The sequence below is a fragment of the Lactobacillus sp. X-49 genome (assembly GCF_057063645.1).
This window is the reverse complement of the sequence record NZ_JBXSQM010000007.1, coordinates 78,204-94,252: the sequence shown is the minus strand read 5'-3', so window position 1 is coordinate 94,252 and position 16,049 is coordinate 78,204. Positions and strand designations below refer to the sequence as shown.

20 protein-coding genes and 1 other annotated feature are annotated in these 16,049 nt (G+C 36.1%); of the genes, 19 read left to right on the top strand and 1 reads right to left on the bottom strand.

Annotated elements, in window-relative coordinates; genetic code table 11:
• The 17 genes from ACYIAQ_RS05055 to ACYIAQ_RS04975 form a co-directional block, all read left to right on the top strand.
• Positions 1-542: DUF3324 domain-containing protein (locus ACYIAQ_RS05055; RefSeq protein WP_483562741.1), on the top strand; the 542-nt coding region annotated here is incomplete at its 5' end.
• Between the two features lie 233 nt (positions 543-775).
• Positions 776-1,732, top strand: a complete 957-nt coding sequence (locus tag ACYIAQ_RS05050; RefSeq protein WP_483562740.1) for a WxL domain-containing protein — start codon at positions 776-778, stop codon at positions 1,730-1,732.
• 298 nt (positions 1,733-2,030) lie between these two features.
• Positions 2,031-3,359 carry a DUF2325 domain-containing protein gene (locus tag ACYIAQ_RS05045; RefSeq protein WP_483562739.1) on the top strand — a complete coding sequence of 443 codons (1,329 nt, stop codon included), beginning with the start codon at positions 2,031-2,033 and terminating at the stop codon, positions 3,357-3,359.
• 189 nt (positions 3,360-3,548) lie between these two features.
• Positions 3,549-4,388, top strand: a complete 840-nt coding sequence (locus ACYIAQ_RS05040) for a YitT family protein (RefSeq protein ID WP_122018451.1) — start codon at positions 3,549-3,551, stop codon at positions 4,386-4,388.
• A gap of 91 nt (positions 4,389-4,479) precedes the next feature.
• Positions 4,480-4,558 (top strand) — a sequence feature (ribosomal protein L21 leader region).
• Positions 4,559-4,571: 13 nt separating this feature from the next.
• Positions 4,572-4,886, top strand: coding sequence for a 50S ribosomal protein L21 (gene rplU / locus ACYIAQ_RS05035; RefSeq protein ID WP_483562738.1), 315 nt, complete (start codon positions 4,572-4,574; stop codon positions 4,884-4,886).
• A gap of 19 nt (positions 4,887-4,905) precedes the next feature.
• On the top strand, positions 4,906-5,199 hold the full coding sequence (rpmA, locus tag ACYIAQ_RS05030; protein WP_122018571.1) for a 50S ribosomal protein L27: 294 nt from the start codon (positions 4,906-4,908) through the stop codon (positions 5,197-5,199).
• Positions 5,200-5,348: 149 nt separating this feature from the next.
• On the top strand, positions 5,349-6,458 hold the full coding sequence (locus tag ACYIAQ_RS05025; RefSeq protein ID WP_483562746.1) for a M24 family metallopeptidase: 1,110 nt from the start codon (positions 5,349-5,351) through the stop codon (positions 6,456-6,458).
• Between the two features lie 72 nt (positions 6,459-6,530).
• Positions 6,531-7,100 (top strand): elongation factor P, encoded by a 570-nt coding sequence (efp, locus tag ACYIAQ_RS05020; RefSeq protein ID WP_122018448.1) that lies wholly within the window; start codon positions 6,531-6,533, stop codon positions 7,098-7,100.
• 18 nt (positions 7,101-7,118) lie between these two features.
• Positions 7,119-7,574, top strand: a complete 456-nt coding sequence (locus ACYIAQ_RS05015) for an Asp23/Gls24 family envelope stress response protein (protein WP_122018447.1) — start codon at positions 7,119-7,121, stop codon at positions 7,572-7,574.
• Positions 7,552-7,950, top strand: a complete 399-nt coding sequence (gene nusB, locus ACYIAQ_RS05010; RefSeq protein ID WP_122018446.1) for a transcription antitermination factor NusB — start codon at positions 7,552-7,554, stop codon at positions 7,948-7,950. The genes ACYIAQ_RS05015 and nusB overlap by 23 nt, the downstream gene beginning before the upstream one ends.
• A gap of 56 nt (positions 7,951-8,006) precedes the next feature.
• Entirely contained in the window at positions 8,007-8,855 is an 849-nt protein-coding gene (locus ACYIAQ_RS05005; protein WP_483562737.1) for a tetrahydrofolate dehydrogenase/cyclohydrolase catalytic domain-containing protein, read from the top strand.
• Entirely contained in the window at positions 8,845-10,212 is a 1,368-nt protein-coding gene (xseA, locus tag ACYIAQ_RS05000) for an exodeoxyribonuclease VII large subunit (RefSeq protein ID WP_483562736.1), read from the top strand. The genes ACYIAQ_RS05005 and xseA overlap by 11 nt, the downstream gene beginning before the upstream one ends.
• Complete coding sequence (locus ACYIAQ_RS04995) at positions 10,193-10,435, top strand: exodeoxyribonuclease VII small subunit (protein ID WP_122018443.1); 243 nt, start codon at positions 10,193-10,195, stop codon at positions 10,433-10,435. Before xseA ends, ACYIAQ_RS04995 begins: the two co-directional genes overlap by 20 nt.
• A 1-nt stretch (position 10,436) precedes the next feature.
• Positions 10,437-11,303: a polyprenyl synthetase family protein gene (locus tag ACYIAQ_RS04990; RefSeq protein ID WP_483562735.1), complete on the top strand. Its 867-nt coding sequence runs from the start codon at positions 10,437-10,439 to the stop codon at positions 11,301-11,303.
• A complete protein-coding gene (locus ACYIAQ_RS04985; protein ID WP_122018441.1) occupies positions 11,303-12,115 on the top strand; it encodes a TlyA family RNA methyltransferase in 813 nt (270 codons plus the stop codon). Before ACYIAQ_RS04990 ends, ACYIAQ_RS04985 begins: the two co-directional genes overlap by 1 nt.
• A 9-nt stretch (positions 12,116-12,124) precedes the next feature.
• Positions 12,125-13,807: a DNA repair protein RecN gene (recN, locus tag ACYIAQ_RS04980; protein WP_483562734.1), complete on the top strand. Its 1,683-nt coding sequence runs from the start codon at positions 12,125-12,127 to the stop codon at positions 13,805-13,807.
• A gap of 5 nt (positions 13,808-13,812) precedes the next feature.
• Positions 13,813-14,682, top strand: coding sequence for a GNAT family N-acetyltransferase (locus tag ACYIAQ_RS04975; protein ID WP_483562733.1), 870 nt, complete (start codon positions 13,813-13,815; stop codon positions 14,680-14,682).
• 80 nt (positions 14,683-14,762) lie between these two features.
• Here the strand turns inward: ACYIAQ_RS04975 and ACYIAQ_RS04970 are convergent, their stop codons facing one another.
• Positions 14,763-15,038: a hypothetical protein gene (locus ACYIAQ_RS04970; protein ID WP_122018438.1), complete on the bottom strand. Its 276-nt coding sequence runs from the start codon at positions 15,036-15,038 to the stop codon at positions 14,763-14,765.
• Positions 15,039-15,194: 156 nt separating this feature from the next.
• Between ACYIAQ_RS04970 and gmk the strand changes: the two genes are divergently transcribed.
• Both gmk and rpoZ read left to right on the top strand, forming a co-directional pair.
• On the top strand, positions 15,195-15,809 hold the full coding sequence (gmk, locus tag ACYIAQ_RS04965) for a guanylate kinase (protein WP_122018437.1): 615 nt from the start codon (positions 15,195-15,197) through the stop codon (positions 15,807-15,809).
• Between the two features lie 2 nt (positions 15,810-15,811).
• On the top strand, positions 15,812-16,024 hold the full coding sequence (gene rpoZ, locus ACYIAQ_RS04960; RefSeq protein WP_483562732.1) for a DNA-directed RNA polymerase subunit omega: 213 nt from the start codon (positions 15,812-15,814) through the stop codon (positions 16,022-16,024).
• Positions 16,025-16,049: the final 25 nt, after the last annotated feature.

Sequence of the window (16,049 nt, the reverse complement as noted above, 5' to 3'; positions counted from 1 at the left end):
CCTCTAATTATGCCTATTCGTTAGGAATTGTTTTACGCGGACAGAACTATCAGGTTTTTCCTAAGGTGAAGTACGCTAAAACCACGCCGATACTCTTTAACCGTCACCCTGCCTTAGGCGTTACCTTACGTAACATTGCCCCCATGGCTATTTCTAAAGCAAGTGTTGCGGTAGCCATCGGTCGCAGTGGCGGCGAGGTGCGCACCTTTAAAGCCAACAACTTTATGATTGCCCCTAATTCGCGCATTGTGTTGCCAATTTCCTGGAGCTATGATGCACTACAATCCGGTATATATCATATCAAAGTCACCCTAAAAGGATTGAATACGCAGAATCGCTTCCCGGTAAGTTGGACCTTTAACGAAACCATGAAGGTGAATAATTCCCAGGCTAAGACAATCAATGACCGCGCCGTTAAGAAGCCGATTAATTATTGGCTGTATGCCACGATTATTTGCGGGGTTTTACTGGTGTTAAGTCTCGGCGGTTTGGTTTGGACTTTCATGTTGCGGCCGCGCACTAAAGGAGGTGATAGTATTTGAAAGCATTGATCGCAAAATTTTCCTACCGCCGCGTGCAGTGGTTTTGGCTGGGGTTATCGATACTCTTAGCAATTGCCTTTGCGACGTGTCTGTACTTTACAATCAAAACATATAACGATTTTAATACTTGGAAGACGATCAATCTTTATTAACTAGTAAACAATCGTTGGAATAATCATTGCAAGATGATTAGTTGTGTATGAAAAATATGTATTTGAAGGAGGAACTTCAAGATGAAATTAACTAAAATAGCCAGTATGGTAATGACAAGTGCCACAGTCTTATCAACCGTAGCTGCCGCTACCCCGGCCGTTACCCAGGCTAAGTCGCAAGAAGGTATAGCTGCGGGAAATAAATTTAATAATGGCCGGACCTTACCTGATAACGGAAGAAGTAAAGTAGGAATTACTTTTGGAAAAAGTAACCCAAATAATCCAAATAAACCAGATGATGGCAATGGTTCAAATACTGATCCTGGCGATGGTGACCACAATGGTGATGGTACCCCCAAGCCAATCGGCTACTTACGTCTGCAAAAAGTGCCAGAAGTACTCGATTTTGGTAGTCATACTGCGTTTAATTCTGCCTACCCCGTCTTTAACGCAACTGGTACAAATCTAAATAATGATGCTGATGACACTGACAAAGGATATGCCGGGGCAGACAATAAGACACCAAAGCTTTCTACTACCACTGATCCTAATTTAGGTGTTATGAATGGTAAGACTTGGGTAACAGTGGTTGATAAGCAAACTAATCGTACAAATACTAATGGCAAGAATGATAGAATGGCTGGTGATTGGCAATTAAGTGTTAAAGCCGATGGTCCATTGACTACTGGTAGCGACGCTAATGCTAAAACAATCGCTGGAGCTACATTAGCCTTTAAAAATACTTATGAGAGAACAACAGATAAACTTTTTCTCTTAACGGGGAATGAGGCCGATAAAGGGTATGATACTTTAGCTCCCTTAGTAAATCTTCCTGTCTCTGATTTTACGGTTAACTTAGATTCTAGTAGCACTGCAGTTGAGATTGGAAGGAAGCCAGGACCAGATTTATCTGGTGGAGCCTATGTTTGGGGTTGGGATCCAAGTGATATTCAGTTGACTTTACCAGCAAGTGCCAGTGTTGATGCAGGAACTTATACGACTTCATTAACTTGGACTTTATCCACAGGAATTCAATAAACTTAAGATTTTGTCAAGATACTTACTAACTAACAATTAAGTAATATATCTCTGCACTAATACCTGCAAGTTTTAACTAATTTTCTTAAATTAAAATTTAAGGAAATTCTGGCAGAAGTTTGTTGTTAGGCAACAATAATAATGATTTTATAAAAGGTGCTCAAGCATAAAGCTTGAGCATCTTTTTTTTGTTTTAAACTATTAATTATATCGTATTTCACTTTTAGCGCGGTTTGGTTTTAACTGCTTTCTGTTTACTGGTATACTTAAGTAATCAAAATAAAGAAGTTGAAATTATATGTTTGATTATCGAAATAATTTAAAAAGAATTCTGAATCAAGTTTCAGGAGACGCTCAATCGTTGCGCAATGGTTTAGCGGCAATTAAAGCAATTTTGAATATGGCAGATGATGTGCCCAATAGTGAGTTTGATAGTCTGACTCATGACAAGAAACAGGCTAAGCTTGAGTTAGCAATAAATAACTTGCTTACTAATCTGACAACATTAATAATCACTCCAGGAGATATTCAGGCTAAAAATAAGGCTCTTAAGGCTGTACACCAGTTACAAATGTCTCAGCAGGATGAAAATTATCAGCAAACTTTTTCTAATTTGGAACAAGCAATTAAACAATCACAAACAACTAAAGAAGTCATCAACAAAAAAGTGTTTCAACAGGCTTTACAGCCTAAAAAGCAAGTTAAACGTGATTACAGAAAGGGGCACCGCTATACCGTAATTCGCTTGTTATCGGGTTGTGACCTAATAAACGACAGTAACCGGTGTGTTTTTACCCTGAAAGAATCGCAAATTCACGATTTAAATTTAAAAAGTGGTGACATTGTTGAAGCAGTGGCTGAAAAAGCTAATTCATATTATGAAGCTGAGATTTTACGAGTTGTCGGGTTTCGCCAATTACCTAAGCTGGAAGTCGATTCGATTTCTACCTTTAAATATGCGGTTGTTCAGGGAAGACCGGGTCACTTAGCAATTAGTCGCAATATTAGTGGCAAAAAATTACGGATTCGTGGGAAACCCATTCTTCTACCAGTAGATTCTAGTAATTTTCAAGAGAAAAATGTTCAACTTGAAGATGGCTCGATTGTTGACTTGGCCTGGTATGATGGCGATGTAAATTTAAAGAAAAATCCTGCTACGGCAATTCAAATTCGCTGGGTATATGATCTTGATGCTCCTCAAACAGCAAAACACGCAAACAAAAAGAAACAGCATCATAATGAAGACGCTACATCGTTAACTAAGTTGGATATGGATTTACATTATCAACGTGTTGGCATTGCAATCGGTAATAATCAAAATGAAGCCATGCTTGAAGGTATTGTCAAACGTTATCATGGGATTCCACAAGCAATAGACGCTTTTGAAGGCAAAAAGAAAGCCATTGAAAACCAAGTACAGAATTTAGATATTGTCATTTTGGTAACGGCATTTGCGGCTCATGATAGTACTTGGAATATTCGCGAATTTGCAAGTAAGTATAATGTTAAATTTGCTGTTAGTTCAAGTAAGGGATACCAAGCATTTGAACGAGCACTCTATCGTGCTGAAAAGGGTATGCCTGCATATGAAGGAAATCAGAGTTTGGAATATAAGATCGAAAAGTAAGTTTGGTTTCTTAACTAATTTTGGGATTAATTGATGAAGTAGATGAGTTTGCTGATAGTTGATAAATAATGATAAATTTTATTACCGTTTTAAATTCATTAAGAAAGCTTTTGGTTTTTGCATATTTCTTGAATAAAATAATTGTTTTTCGGTACAATGATTAATAACATTTTATGAGAGGAAGATGAGATGCAAACAAATAAACACTCACATACTTGGCAGTACTGGCTATTTTTCTTGGCTGGATTAGAAATAATTACCGTTGCTATTAATTTCTTTTATGCCCCCATCAATGTGGCGGCTGGAGGATCAACCGGTATTTCAATTTTAGTGGATGCGGTATGGGGAATTAATCGTTCGCTAACGGTTTTTATAGTTAATTCCTTAATGCTTATTTTAGCGGTTGTGTTTTTGGGTAAAGCAACTTTCAAAAAAGTTGCACTAGGTAGTTTGCTTTTACCAGTATTAATGGCAATTACTCCCAGCTTTAAATTGACCTCAAATAATATGCTTGCGGTAATTTATGGCGGGGTACTGATGGGCATTGGTGTTTCAATGCTGTATCGCATTAATGCATCGTCTGGAGGCACAACCATCCCCCCATTAATTATCAAAAAATATTTCTTTGTTGATCCTGCAATGTCACTGATGGCAATTGATATGGTGATTATTGTGTTAAATATTTTTGTTGATGGAACCGAGGCCTTTTTATTGGCTGCCTTTTCCCAAATCATTACAACTATTACGATGCGCTACGCTGAAACGGGCTTTGACAAGAAATTTCAGGTTCGCATTATGAGTAATGAAAAACTTGATAAAATTAAAACGATGCTTCAAAAAGATTATGATGGCTTGACTGTTTATAATGTAGTTGGCGGCTATAGTGATGAAAATAAGCAACAGTTAGTTATCATCGTTGATACTAATGAATACGGACAATTAGTTTCTAAGGCACGCGAAATTGATAGCGAAGCCTTCATTGTTACTGAAAATGTTGCTAAGGTTCATGGCGGTAAGTGGCAAATTTAAACTAGTTGTTAAATACTTATCGAAATTTGTTTTTTCATTGATAAATTGGTTCAGTAGGAGTATGATACAGTAGTTGTATTTGTGGAAACCTCCACATCTGCAACCGCACATTTTGGGGTCTGAAGCCTTTAGATAACTAAGCACCTCAATTGGCGAGTCTAAGTATTTTTTTGGAGGGTTGTAATGTACGCAATTATTAAAACCGGCGGTAAGCAATACAAAGTTGCTGAAGGCGATAATATTTTTGTAGAGAAACTTGATGTTGAAGAAGGCAAAGAAATTACTTTTGATGAAGTGATTTTAGTTGCTGACGGCAATGATGTTAAGGTTGGTGCCCCGTTAGTTAAGGGTGCTAAGGTTGTTGCTAAAGTTGAAAAGCAAGGTAAGGAAAAGAAAGTTGTGACTTTCAAGTACAAGCCTAAGAAGCACTCACATTCAAAATATGGTCACCGTCAACCTTATACTAAGGTTGCAGTTGAAAAGATTGAACTAGGCTAGAGGTGAAATGATTATGAATATGAATATTTTAGATCTTAAATTATTTGCCCACCACAAGGGTGGAGGTTCTACTGCCAATGGTCGTAACTCAGCTGGTCGTCGTCTAGGCGCGAAGGCTGCAGATGGTCAAACTATCCACGCAGGTACGATTATTTATCGTCAACGTGGTACTAAGATTCACCCAGGCAAGAATGTTGGTCAAGGTGGAGATGACACTTTATTTGCATTAGTAAATGGTGTTGTTAAATTTGAACGGATGGATAAGTATAGAAAGCAAGTTTCTGTAATTCCAGTCGAAGAAGAAGCTAAGTAAGTTAGTTCTTAATAAGAAGACGAAAAGCATGTGCTTCTCGTCTTTTTTATGCGTTTAAAGATTTATTATAAAAATACTTAAATAGTAGTTTTTAACAAAACCTTAGCGGTAAAATAAACTCAGGTATTTACTAATTAGGGGAGTTTATGATGGATCAAACAGATAAATTATTGACACTTTTAGGTCGACGTATTTCAGAAGTGACTAAGTTGATTAAAGACCGTGGAGCTGATAGTCTTCTTATTTTTAATCAAGCAAATTATCGCTACTTGACAAATTTTACCGGTGAAGAGGCGCAACTCATTTTAACTGCACGAGGAGACAGAATCCTATTATCTGACTCGCGCTTTAAAGACCAAATTAAGGCTCAAGCGCCAGGCAAATTAAAAGTGGTCATGAAGCGAAATGATCAAATTCAAGAGATTAATAATCAGCTCAAAGCAGCTGGTTTAACAAAGGTTTTGGTTGAAGGAGAAGCTATTTCAGCTGTTGAATTTGCTAATTTACAAAAATCTAACCCACAAATTGACTTTGAACTCTGTGAAGAGCTAGTTGAACAAGTTCGAAATATTAAAGATGAAATTGAACTTGCAGTCTTAAAGCAAGCGATTGAAATTTCAATGATTAGTTTCAAAGAAATTCTACCGATGATTAAACCTGGGGTAAGTGAACGTGAAATTGGTGCTAAATTAGATTATTTATTTAAGATTCATGGCGGAGACGGACCAAGTTTTGAAACCATTATTGCTTCAGGCGTTCGTTCTGCCTGGGCTCATGGTGTTGCCAGCGATAAAAAAATCGCAAAAGGTGATTTGGTTGTAATTGATTTCGGTGCCTTTTACCATGGTTATGCAGCCGATATTACGCGCACCGTTGCAGTTGGTCAGGTTGATTCTGAGTTACAAAAAATTTACGGTATCGTTCATGAAGCCCAAAAACGGGGAATTGCAGCTGCAGTTGTCGGTAATTGCGGTAGTGATGTTGATAAAGCAGCTCGTGACTACATTAAAGAGCAAGGCTATGGTCAGTATTTTGGTCATGGTATCGGTCATGGTATTGGTTTAGAAATTCACGAATTATGCCAACCTGCACTACCTTTTGGTAAGCAAAAATTAATTAATAAGATGGTTCACACGGTTGAACCAGGCATTTATTTGCCGAATAAAGGTGGGGTTAGAATTGAGGATGACATTTTGATTAATGATCAATCGCCGCAGCTATTGTCAACTTTGCCTAAGGATGAATTAATTTCTTTATAAAAGTTAAAGATTATTTATAGTAAAATCACGTATGAATTGGTAAGATATTATTATGGAGATGAGGTAGTTAATATGACAATGATTTCAGTTAACGAGTTTAAGAATGGTTTGACCATTAAATACAACAATGATTTATGGCGAATCGTTGAATTTCAGCATGTTAAGCCCGGAAAAGGAAGTGCCTTTGTTCGTTCAAAGCTTAAGAGCTTAAATACTGGTGCTGTTCAAGAATATACTTTTCGTTCAACAGCAAAAGTTGAGACCGCCGAAATTGAAACTAAGAGTATGCAATATTTATACAATGATGGTTCAAACTATGTTTTCATGGATACAACCACTTATGATCAATTGGCAATCCCGGATACTCAAGTTGAAGAAGAGGCCAAATTTTTGAAAGAAAATATGGACGTAAGTGTTATTATGCATGAAGGAAAGACTTTGGGAATCCAATTGCCTAACACTGTTGAATTAACAGTTGCTAAAACTGAGCCAAATATTAAAGGTGATACTTCCTCTGGCGGTGGTAAACCTGCAACAATGGAAACAGGCTTGGTTGTTAACGTACCTTTCTTTATTAACGAAGGCGATGCATTAATAATTAATACTGTCGACGGGACATACGTATCTCGCGCAAATAAGTAGTTTTTCGAGGTAAATAAAATGGCAGATAGTTCAAAAATTGTCTTAGATGATAAAAATAACGGCGAAGAAATCGAAATAGATTCAAGTGTTCTTGAAGTTATCATGGGCATTGCTGCCGAAAAAGTTGAAGGAATTGCTGGGCTTCATGGCAGTGTAAAATCAGGCATTAATCGTGTTTTGGGACGTGAAAATCATGGTAAGGGAATTACGGTTAAGCTTGATGATGAACATAACTTGATTGCTGATGTTTATGTTAGCGTTGTTGCCGGTAGTTATGTTCCTAAAGTTGCTATGGATTTGCAAAATTCACTGAGACAGCAAGTGTTGCAAATGACTGACTTAAATCTTAAAGAAATTAATGTTCATGTTGTAGGCTTGGTATTTCCAGATGAAGAGCATGATGAAAGCGGAACGTCCCAGTTGTTCTCTGACATTGATGAAAAGAGTAAAAATGAATCAACACCAGAGTCGTAGAATTGCAATGCAGGCAGTATACTTGGCGAATCAAGATCTTGAGTCTACTCCTGCTGAAGTTGAAATTAAAACTGTTAAGATGCTTAATCTGAAAGAACTTTCTGCTTATTCAAAAACTATTATTGAAGGCGTGATTGAAAAGCGGGATGAATTAAAGGGATCGTTAGCCATTTATCTTAAACAGAACTGGCGAATTGATCGAATTAATCAAATATTGCTTGCAATTTTGGAAGTTGCTTTGTTTGAAATTAAGTATAGCACTGAAATTGAACCCAAAGCAGCGGTCAACGAAGCACTAAATTTATGCGATGAATTTGCAGATCCAAAAGATAAACCTTTTATCAATGGTATGTTGGCAAACTTTATCCCAAAATAACTAATAGTCGGCCGTAGAGCCGACTATTTTTGTAGAAAAGGAAATAGTTATAAGCTATGGGGCAAATCTTAGATGGAAAAGTATTAGCAGACCTGCGTAGTATCAGGCTTAAAGAAAAAGTTGCTATTTTAAAACAAAATGGAATAAATCCGCTATTTTGCGTAATTAATATTGGTAATGATTTAAGTAGTAAAATATATTTGCGCTCAAAGAAAAAGCGTGCAACTGAGATTGGTATTAAGCAAAATATCTATCAACTATCTGAAAATGTAACACAAGAAAACTTATTGGCATTAATTGATTGTTTAAATTTAGATGATCGCGTTAATGGGATAATGATTCAATTACCTGTTCCCGATCAGATTAACTTGAATGAAGCACTTGCAAAGATTAGTCCATCAAAAGATGTTGATTGTCTAACTCCTGCCAATATTGGCAGGTTATGGCGAGGGGATCATTTTGTAGAGCCCGCAACAGCACATGGCATTTTAGACCTATTAAATTATTATCGAATTGAGTTAAGGGGCAAGAATGTAGTTATTATTGGTAGAAGCAGTATTGTCGGCAAACCGCTAGCCGCTTTAATGCTTGAACAAGATGCAACTGTATCAATATTGCATCAGAAGACTAAAAATCTTGAGCAATATACCAAGAGAGCAGATATTCTTGTATCAGCAGCTGGTCAAGCCAATTTAGTTACAGCCGAAATGGTAAAAAAGGGTGCTGTTGTAATTGATGTTGGGATTAATCAAGTTAATAATAAAACTGTTGGGGATGTTGATTTTGACAATGTAGCACCTAAAACCAGTTTTATCACCCCAGTTCCGGGCGGAATCGGTCCTTTAACCGTCGAATCGTTAATGGAACAAGTCGTTAGATTAACAAGGAGGGAAAATGCCAGATAATAAATATTTAACTGTTACAGATTTAAACTACTATATTACCCAAAAGTTTAAAAATGACCCGTATCTACATAAGGTTTTTCTTCAAGGTGAACTCTCTAATTTTCGCTATCGTCGAAATTCACATCAGTATTTTTCATTAAAAGATGAAAAGTCCAAAATAAATGTTGTGATGTTTCGTTCACATTTTGATAAGGTTAAATTTAAACCTGAGGAGGGAATGAAGGTTTATATAACTGGATATGTCAGTGTTTATGGTCCACAAGGCTCGTATCAATTTTATGCTGAATCGATGGAACCTGCTGGTTTGGGAGCTTTATATGAACAACTTAGACAGTTACAACAAAAATTAGCTGATGAGGGTTTATTTGATCAAAGTCATAAGCGTCCCATTCCTCATTTTCCGGATCGAATTGCGGTAATTACTAGCGCATCTGGAGCAGTAATTCATGATATATTAGTCACTGTCAATCGACGTTTTCCTCATGCACAAGTTGATCTTTTCCCAGCACAGGTTCAAGGAGAGCGAGCAGCAGATTCACTAGTTGATGCAATGAATCAAATTAACTCTAGCGGTGATAAGTATGATGTTTTAATTATTGGACGTGGGGGCGGTTCGCTTGAGGACTTATGGCCTTTTAATGAAGAAAAAGTCGTTCGTCAAGTTTATGCAATGGCAATGCCCGTCATTTCTTCAGTAGGTCATGAAACCGATACTACACTCTGTGATTTAGTAGCTGATGTTCGGGCAGCTACACCAACTGCCGCAGCAGAATACGCTACGCCAAATTTACCAACTGAGCTAGCAAATATTCATCAAATGCAGAGCAGTCTATTAGCAAGTATTCAGAATATGATTCGGCTTAGGCGAGAAGCATTAACTCGAATCACTAATTCTGTAGTTATGCGTGAACCAACTAGGCTTTATGATGAGCAAGTTCAAACTTTAGACCTTTTGCGTAGCAGACTTCATAGCAGTATGACACATCATTTAGAACATGATCGACAAGAATATGAGTTGTTACAACAACGGTTATTGACTAATAAACCAGATCAAAAAGCAGAAAAATTACTTCAACAGGAAACTTTCTATTATCAAAAATTAATAGCAAATATGCAAAATCTTTTGCAAGAAAAACATCATCAGCTTGCTCAAACTGGACAACAGCTAGATGACTATAGTCCGCTTAAAACATTGGATCGTGGTTATGCTTATGTAGTTAATAATCAAAACCAAGCAGTTAGTTCAATTGAACAACTCAAGAAAAATGATGAGGTTAAACTGCACCTAAAAAATGGAGTCGCAACTGCAATTATTAAATCGACTAGGAGAATAAAAAATGCCAACAAAGAAGAATAATTTTGAAGAAGAATTACAACAATTGCAAGAAATTGTTAGTAATTTGGAAAATGGAAACGTCGCATTAGAAGATGCGCTTAAAGAATTTCAGACAGGAGTGAAGCTAAGTCAAGATTTAAACCAAAGATTAACTGATGCTGAAGAAACTGTGGCAAAGTTAATTGAAAGTGATGGTACAGAACATAAGTTGGATCCAAATAATGCAGCAGCACCGGAAGAATAAAATGATATTTAAGGAATTTAGAACAAAATGGACTCCAGAGATAGATAATTTTCTAAAAAAACATTTGGAGCAGGAAATTAACAATAAAACAATGAGTCAAATTATGTCTTATTCAGTAATGGCTGGGGGTAAGCGCCTGCGTCCCTTGTTATTTTTGGCAACTGTAGATGCCTTGGATAAACGGATTAGCGAAAAAGAGATTCGATTAGCTTGTGGAATAGAATTGATTCATACCTACTCGTTAATTCACGATGACCTGCCAGCAATGGATAATGATGATTATCGGCGTGGCAAGTTAACCAGTCATAAAAAGTGGGGTGAGGCAGAAGCAGTTTTAGCAGGTGATGCTTTATTGCCGTTAGGCATACAATGGATTGCTCAAGCAAGTAATTCAGCTGAAATAGTTGAAATTATTACAAAAGCAGTCGGAGTAAATGGAATGGTTGGTGGTCAATATTTAGATATTGATTCAACAAATAATGCAAGCGTTGCAGATGATACCGATTTGATTAATGAAATGGAATGGCTGAAAACGGGGTGCCTTATAAAAGCCTGCGTTGAAATGGCAATTGTTTATTCTAATGTTGATGATTTACGAAAAGATGCCCTGCTTAAATTTGCACAAGATTTTGGTCGTTCATATCAGATATATGATGATTTGGTTGATATTGTTGAAACACCTGAAGAAGCTGGGAAAATGACACATAAAGATCAGAAAAATGGCAAAAATAATACATTAACCATGCTAGGAGTCAAGAACAGCCAGCAAAAATTACGACAACTGATGGAGCATGCACAAAAGAGCTTAAAAATTTTAGATAGTTCGGTTTTATCCGGTTTTCTCAACTTATATCAAAAGGTATTATAATGGATAAAGAAAGAGCAGATGTTTTATTAACAAAACAAGGCTTGTTTAATTCCCGTACGCAAGCACAACGAGCAATTATGGCCGGACTTGTTTGCGATCATAACCATCAAAGAATTGATAAGAGTGGTACAAGTTTTCCTATCAATGAACAATTTTTTATTAAAGATTTAGGAAAAAAGTATGTTTCTAGAGGCGGATTTAAACTTGAAAAAGCTTTAGAATCATTTGAAATTAATTTGTCTGATAAAATTTGCCTTGATATTGGCGCTTCTACTGGTGGTTTTACTGATGTTGCCTTACAAAATAAAGCTAAATTGGTTTATGCTTTGGATGTTGGTTATAATCAACTCGCATGGCAGTTGCGGGATGATCCACGTGTTGTTGTCATGGAAAAACAAAATTTTCGTTACAGTATGCCGAAAGATTTTACAAAAGGGTTACCTGATTTTGCTATGACTGATGTTTCATTCATTTCACTTGATTTAATCATGCCACCAATGTACGAAATTTTAAAAGATCATTGTGATGCCGTATGTTTGATTAAGCCTCAGTTTGAAGCAGGTCCTGAAAAAGTTGGTAAACACGGAATTGTGACAGATCATCAAGTTCATTGTGCTGTGATTGAACATACAATTAAACAGGCTTTAGAAATTGGTTTTAATGTCCTTGATGTTGATTATTCGCCAATTAAAGGTGGTAAAGGCAACATTGAGTTTTTAATTCATTTACAAAAAGATTTGGCAACTGGTGGGAGACTGCTTTGGTCGCAAACTCCAGCAGAAATCGTTGAAAAAGCAGTTGCAGGGCTATAGGAGAAAGCTATGTTAGTTGAACTGGATATTAAGAACTTTGCAATTATCAAGGCATTGAAGGTTCGCTTTCAAGAAAACATGACCGTTTTAATTGGTGAAACTGGCGCAGGCAAGTCGATCATCATTGATGCAGTTTCATTATTAATGGGTGGTCGTGGTCAAAAAGAAATGGTGCGAAGTGGTGAAAAGAAAGCTGTAATAACTGGGTTGTTTGAAGTTGATGAACAAGCACCCAAAATTGCTGAAATTTGTGAACAATATGGTTTACCTGAAGCAGATAATCAGTTAATTATTAGTCGCGAATTAGCAGTTAAAGGTCGCAGTGTTGTTCGAATTAATGGTCAGTTGACTACGATTAATGTTCTTCGTGAATTAGGAAATTATTTGGTTGATATTCATGGCCAAAATGATCAACAAGTTTTAATGGATCAAGAACGACAAATTGACTTAGTTGATAATTATGCTCCAGCTGAATTCAAGAAGAAGTTAGGGGAATATCAATCTGATTTTAGAACATGGCATGACCTGTCAGATAGGCTAACTCATTTACGTAATGATGCGCAAGAGCTTGCCCAAAAGCAGGATATTTTAACTTTTCAAAACGATGAATTAATGGCTGCCAACTTAACAGATCCAGATGAAGATGAACAACTTGAAGAAGAATATAATGAGCTAAATAATTATCAAAAGATTGTTGATACGGCGTCGTATTTAATGCAACTTTATGATGATGAAGATCATGGGATTGAATCTCTTGTGGGGAACGCACAAACTGCAGCAAATGAACTCTCTGAATACGGGACAAAGTTTAAAGATATTGCTAAAACTATTGATGATGGTGTTTTTGCATTAAGTGATGCACGAGGCGAATTATCTAATGTGATGGACGAATTAGATTTTGATGAAGAGCGATTTCAATATGTTTCTAGTAGACTTGATTTACTTAATTCACTTAAGAAAAAATATGGACCAACCTTAAACGATGTTTTTGTGTTTTATGAAAAAGTTCAAAAAGAACTAAGTCAATTTGAAACTGGGGGACTAGATGAAGAAAAATTGCGAAAACGGCTTAAAGATGTAGAGACACGGCTAACACATGAAGCTGGTTACTTACATCAAGTCAGAAAAGAGATAGCACAGAAACTAGAAGCAAAAATCAAATTAGAATTGTCTGATTTATACATGGCTAAGTCACGGTTTGTGATTGATTTATCGCCAACCACTACTTTTACCAAAAAAGGAACTGATCGAGTAATTTTCTTGATTTCTCCTAATCCTGGTGAAAGTTTGATGCCATTAGTCAAAGTTGTTTCAGGTGGTGAACAATCACGTTTGATTTTAGCCTTAAAAACGATTTTCAGTAGAGTTGAACCAGTTGGTACAATGATTTTTGATGAAATTGATACAGGGGTTTCTGGACGTGTTTCCGCAGCAATTGGCAAAAAATTACATTCAATTGGCAAAAATAAGCAAGTAATTGCAATTACACATTCTCCTCAAGTGGCTGCAGCAAGTGATCAGAAATATCTTGTTGCTAAAAAAGTTGAAGATGGTGCTACTTATACGCAGATTGGACCACTTACTCAAGAAGAAACAGTTACCGCGATTGCAGAAATGATGGCAGGAAGCGACGTAACACAGGCAGCAAAACAAAATGCTGAAGACTTAATGAGAAGTTTCAAAGAGGAGTAATCAAAGTGCAGATTACGGAAAAGATAACATTAAATTCACAAGAATTGGTAAACTGTCAAAAACTGATTGAAAAGGTTCATCGATTTGATCAGACATATTCTGATCCGTATTTAAGTAATGCTTATAATTATTTTGAGCAAATGCCGACTTTTGTTTTAGCATATGTTGGTCAAAAATTAGTTGGTTTAGTAATGTTATATGCTGATGAAAAGCCTAATGATTTGGTTGATGTGTATGTATTAGTGGATCCGGACTTTCGAAGACAACAAATTGCTAGCAAAATGATTGATGATGCCCAAAAAATTTTAAATAAATATGGCTATACTAATTTTTGCTTTCCATGTGAAGAAAATTTTCTCAACCGAAATCCTCAATTTTTGGCTAAAACCCATTTAAACTTAATCGATGATGCTGAATATAATATGGCAACAAAACAGCCAACTAAAATTAAGCAAACAGACCATTTGAATCAAGTATTAACAATTGCCAATCTTAGAAAACGGGACATTGAGCAAGTTGCTCAATTGCAGAGTAGAGCATTTGGTGAGAGTTTATCTTCTTCAACTAAATATATTGAGCAAAGTTTAGCTAATGATCAAATCAAAAGTTTCATTTTACTTTTTAATGATGAAATTGTAGGTTATTGTGCTGTAGATAGAGGAAATGTTGATTATCTCTTTGGTTTATTTATTACTGATAAGTGGCAGAAACAAGGTTTTGGTAGCTACTTTATCAAAAAAATAATGGAGCTTTTACAAGAACAAGGCTCACAAAAGTTTGTACTTGATGTTGAAGTAGATAATCATTGTGCAATCCAAGCCTATAAAAATGCTGGATTTAAGATAAGAAGTAAAAATATTTATTTAAAACAGTAACAACCCTTTTCTAAGTACGGAAAAAATAAAAATGCGGAAATATTTTCGCATTTTTAGTTAACAGTAAAGTTAAATTTAATTCAAGCTAAATCGACTCTAAAAATAGTGTCAAGATCTATTATTCTAAGCAGTTTTTTGTTCATTGAAGATAAAACGAATTTTCCAGGTGAAATTTGTTTAGTAATTTGACCAATTTCACTTGATCCGTCTTGGTAACTTAATAAGACAAAAGCATGGTGAAGTAAAGCAAATTCAAGTGTTGAAAGAATCTCACTGTAATATTGATTATAGATGCTTAGTTTGTCGTTGTCATATTCAAATAGGTAATGATAAACTTTTTTAAATGAATTCTTCATTAATTCCACCCCAATTTTCGAACACATGTTTGTTTAAAATTATTATACGAACATTTGTTCAGGAAAACAAGTTTTTTGTTAAAAAACTTCTTAACTTGAAAATATCTTTCTTTTAGTGCAAACTAGATGTAATAGCTTTTTATAGGGGAGTATGGCATGACAGAAAAAGGTTTGTTACTTGTCCTTTCGGGTCCTTCTGGAGTAGGAAAAGGAACCGTTAAAAGTGCAATCGTTGAGAATCAGGTTTTTCCATTTGAGTATTCAGTTTCAATGACAACTAGAAAACCTAGACCTGGCGAAGTTGATGGCGAAGATTATTTTTTTGTGAGTAAAGAACGATTTAAGCAAGCTATTAATCAGGGAGAGCTTTTAGAATATAATCGTTATGTCAATAATTATTATGGCACACCCCTTGCTCCAGTGAGAAAAATGCTGGATGAGGGTAAGGATGTTTTACTAGAAATTGATGTCAATGGTGCGCAAAAAGTACGTAAGCAAATGCCTGACGGCGTGTTTATTTTTCTAACACCACCTGATTTACATACTTTACATCTACGGTTGGAAAATCGCGGTACAGAGTCAGAGGATGTGATCATGGGTCGCATTAAACAAGCACGTCAAGAAATTCTGGTAATGCAAGACTATGATTATGCAGTTGTTAATGATACTGTTGCTAATGCTGTTGATCACATTAAGGCAATTGTCGATGCCGAACATGTTAGTGTTAACCGTGTAATTGACACATATCGTAAAATGGTCAGAGAGGATTAAAAATGAGAGTTACATATCCATCAATTGATAAATTGTTAGATCGCGTTGATTCGCGTTATTCATTGTCGGTACTTGCTGCTAAAAGAGCACATGAACTTGAAGCGGGTGAGCCTGAAGCGTTGAAAAAGTATAAGGCACTTAAGCCTGTTGGAAGAGCTTTAGAGGAAATTGAGGCTGGTAAGGTTACAGTTGATACAAATCACTCAGCCCAATAATAATTGTCCAAAGTTATGACCTTCA

What these genes read in the sequence shown, in the direction of transcription:
- ACYIAQ_RS05050 (WP_483562740.1), top strand. Translation starts at nt 776, where the DNA reads ATGAAATTAACTAAAATAGCCAGTATGGTAATGACAAGTGCCACAGTC.
- ACYIAQ_RS05045 (WP_483562739.1), top strand. Translation starts at nt 2,031, where the DNA reads ATGTTTGATTATCGAAATAATTTAAAAAGAATTCTGAATCAAGTTTCA.
- ACYIAQ_RS05040 (WP_122018451.1), top strand. Translation starts at nt 3,549, where the DNA reads ATGCAAACAAATAAACACTCACATACTTGGCAGTACTGGCTATTTTTC.
- rplU (WP_483562738.1), top strand. Translation starts at nt 4,572, where the DNA reads ATGTACGCAATTATTAAAACCGGCGGTAAGCAATACAAAGTTGCTGAA.
- rpmA (WP_122018571.1), top strand. Translation starts at nt 4,906, where the DNA reads ATGAATATTTTAGATCTTAAATTATTTGCCCACCACAAGGGTGGAGGT.
- ACYIAQ_RS05025 (WP_483562746.1), top strand. Translation starts at nt 5,349, where the DNA reads ATGGATCAAACAGATAAATTATTGACACTTTTAGGTCGACGTATTTCA.
- efp (WP_122018448.1), top strand. Translation starts at nt 6,531, where the DNA reads ATGACAATGATTTCAGTTAACGAGTTTAAGAATGGTTTGACCATTAAA.
- ACYIAQ_RS05015 (WP_122018447.1), top strand. Translation starts at nt 7,119, where the DNA reads ATGGCAGATAGTTCAAAAATTGTCTTAGATGATAAAAATAACGGCGAA.
- nusB (WP_122018446.1), top strand. Translation starts at nt 7,552, where the DNA reads ATGAATCAACACCAGAGTCGTAGAATTGCAATGCAGGCAGTATACTTG.
- ACYIAQ_RS05005 (WP_483562737.1), top strand. Translation starts at nt 8,007, where the DNA reads ATGGGGCAAATCTTAGATGGAAAAGTATTAGCAGACCTGCGTAGTATC.
- xseA (WP_483562736.1), top strand. Translation starts at nt 8,845, where the DNA reads ATGCCAGATAATAAATATTTAACTGTTACAGATTTAAACTACTATATT.
- ACYIAQ_RS04995 (WP_122018443.1), top strand. Translation starts at nt 10,193, where the DNA reads ATGCCAACAAAGAAGAATAATTTTGAAGAAGAATTACAACAATTGCAA.
- ACYIAQ_RS04990 (WP_483562735.1), top strand. Translation starts at nt 10,437, where the DNA reads ATGATATTTAAGGAATTTAGAACAAAATGGACTCCAGAGATAGATAAT.
- ACYIAQ_RS04985 (WP_122018441.1), top strand. Translation starts at nt 11,303, where the DNA reads ATGGATAAAGAAAGAGCAGATGTTTTATTAACAAAACAAGGCTTGTTT.
- recN (WP_483562734.1), top strand. Translation starts at nt 12,125, where the DNA reads ATGTTAGTTGAACTGGATATTAAGAACTTTGCAATTATCAAGGCATTG.
- ACYIAQ_RS04970 (WP_122018438.1), bottom strand. Translation starts at nt 15,038, where the DNA reads ATGAAGAATTCATTTAAAAAAGTTTATCATTACCTATTTGAATATGAC.
- gmk (WP_122018437.1), top strand. Translation starts at nt 15,195, where the DNA reads ATGACAGAAAAAGGTTTGTTACTTGTCCTTTCGGGTCCTTCTGGAGTA.
- rpoZ (WP_483562732.1), top strand. Translation starts at nt 15,812, where the DNA reads ATGAGAGTTACATATCCATCAATTGATAAATTGTTAGATCGCGTTGAT.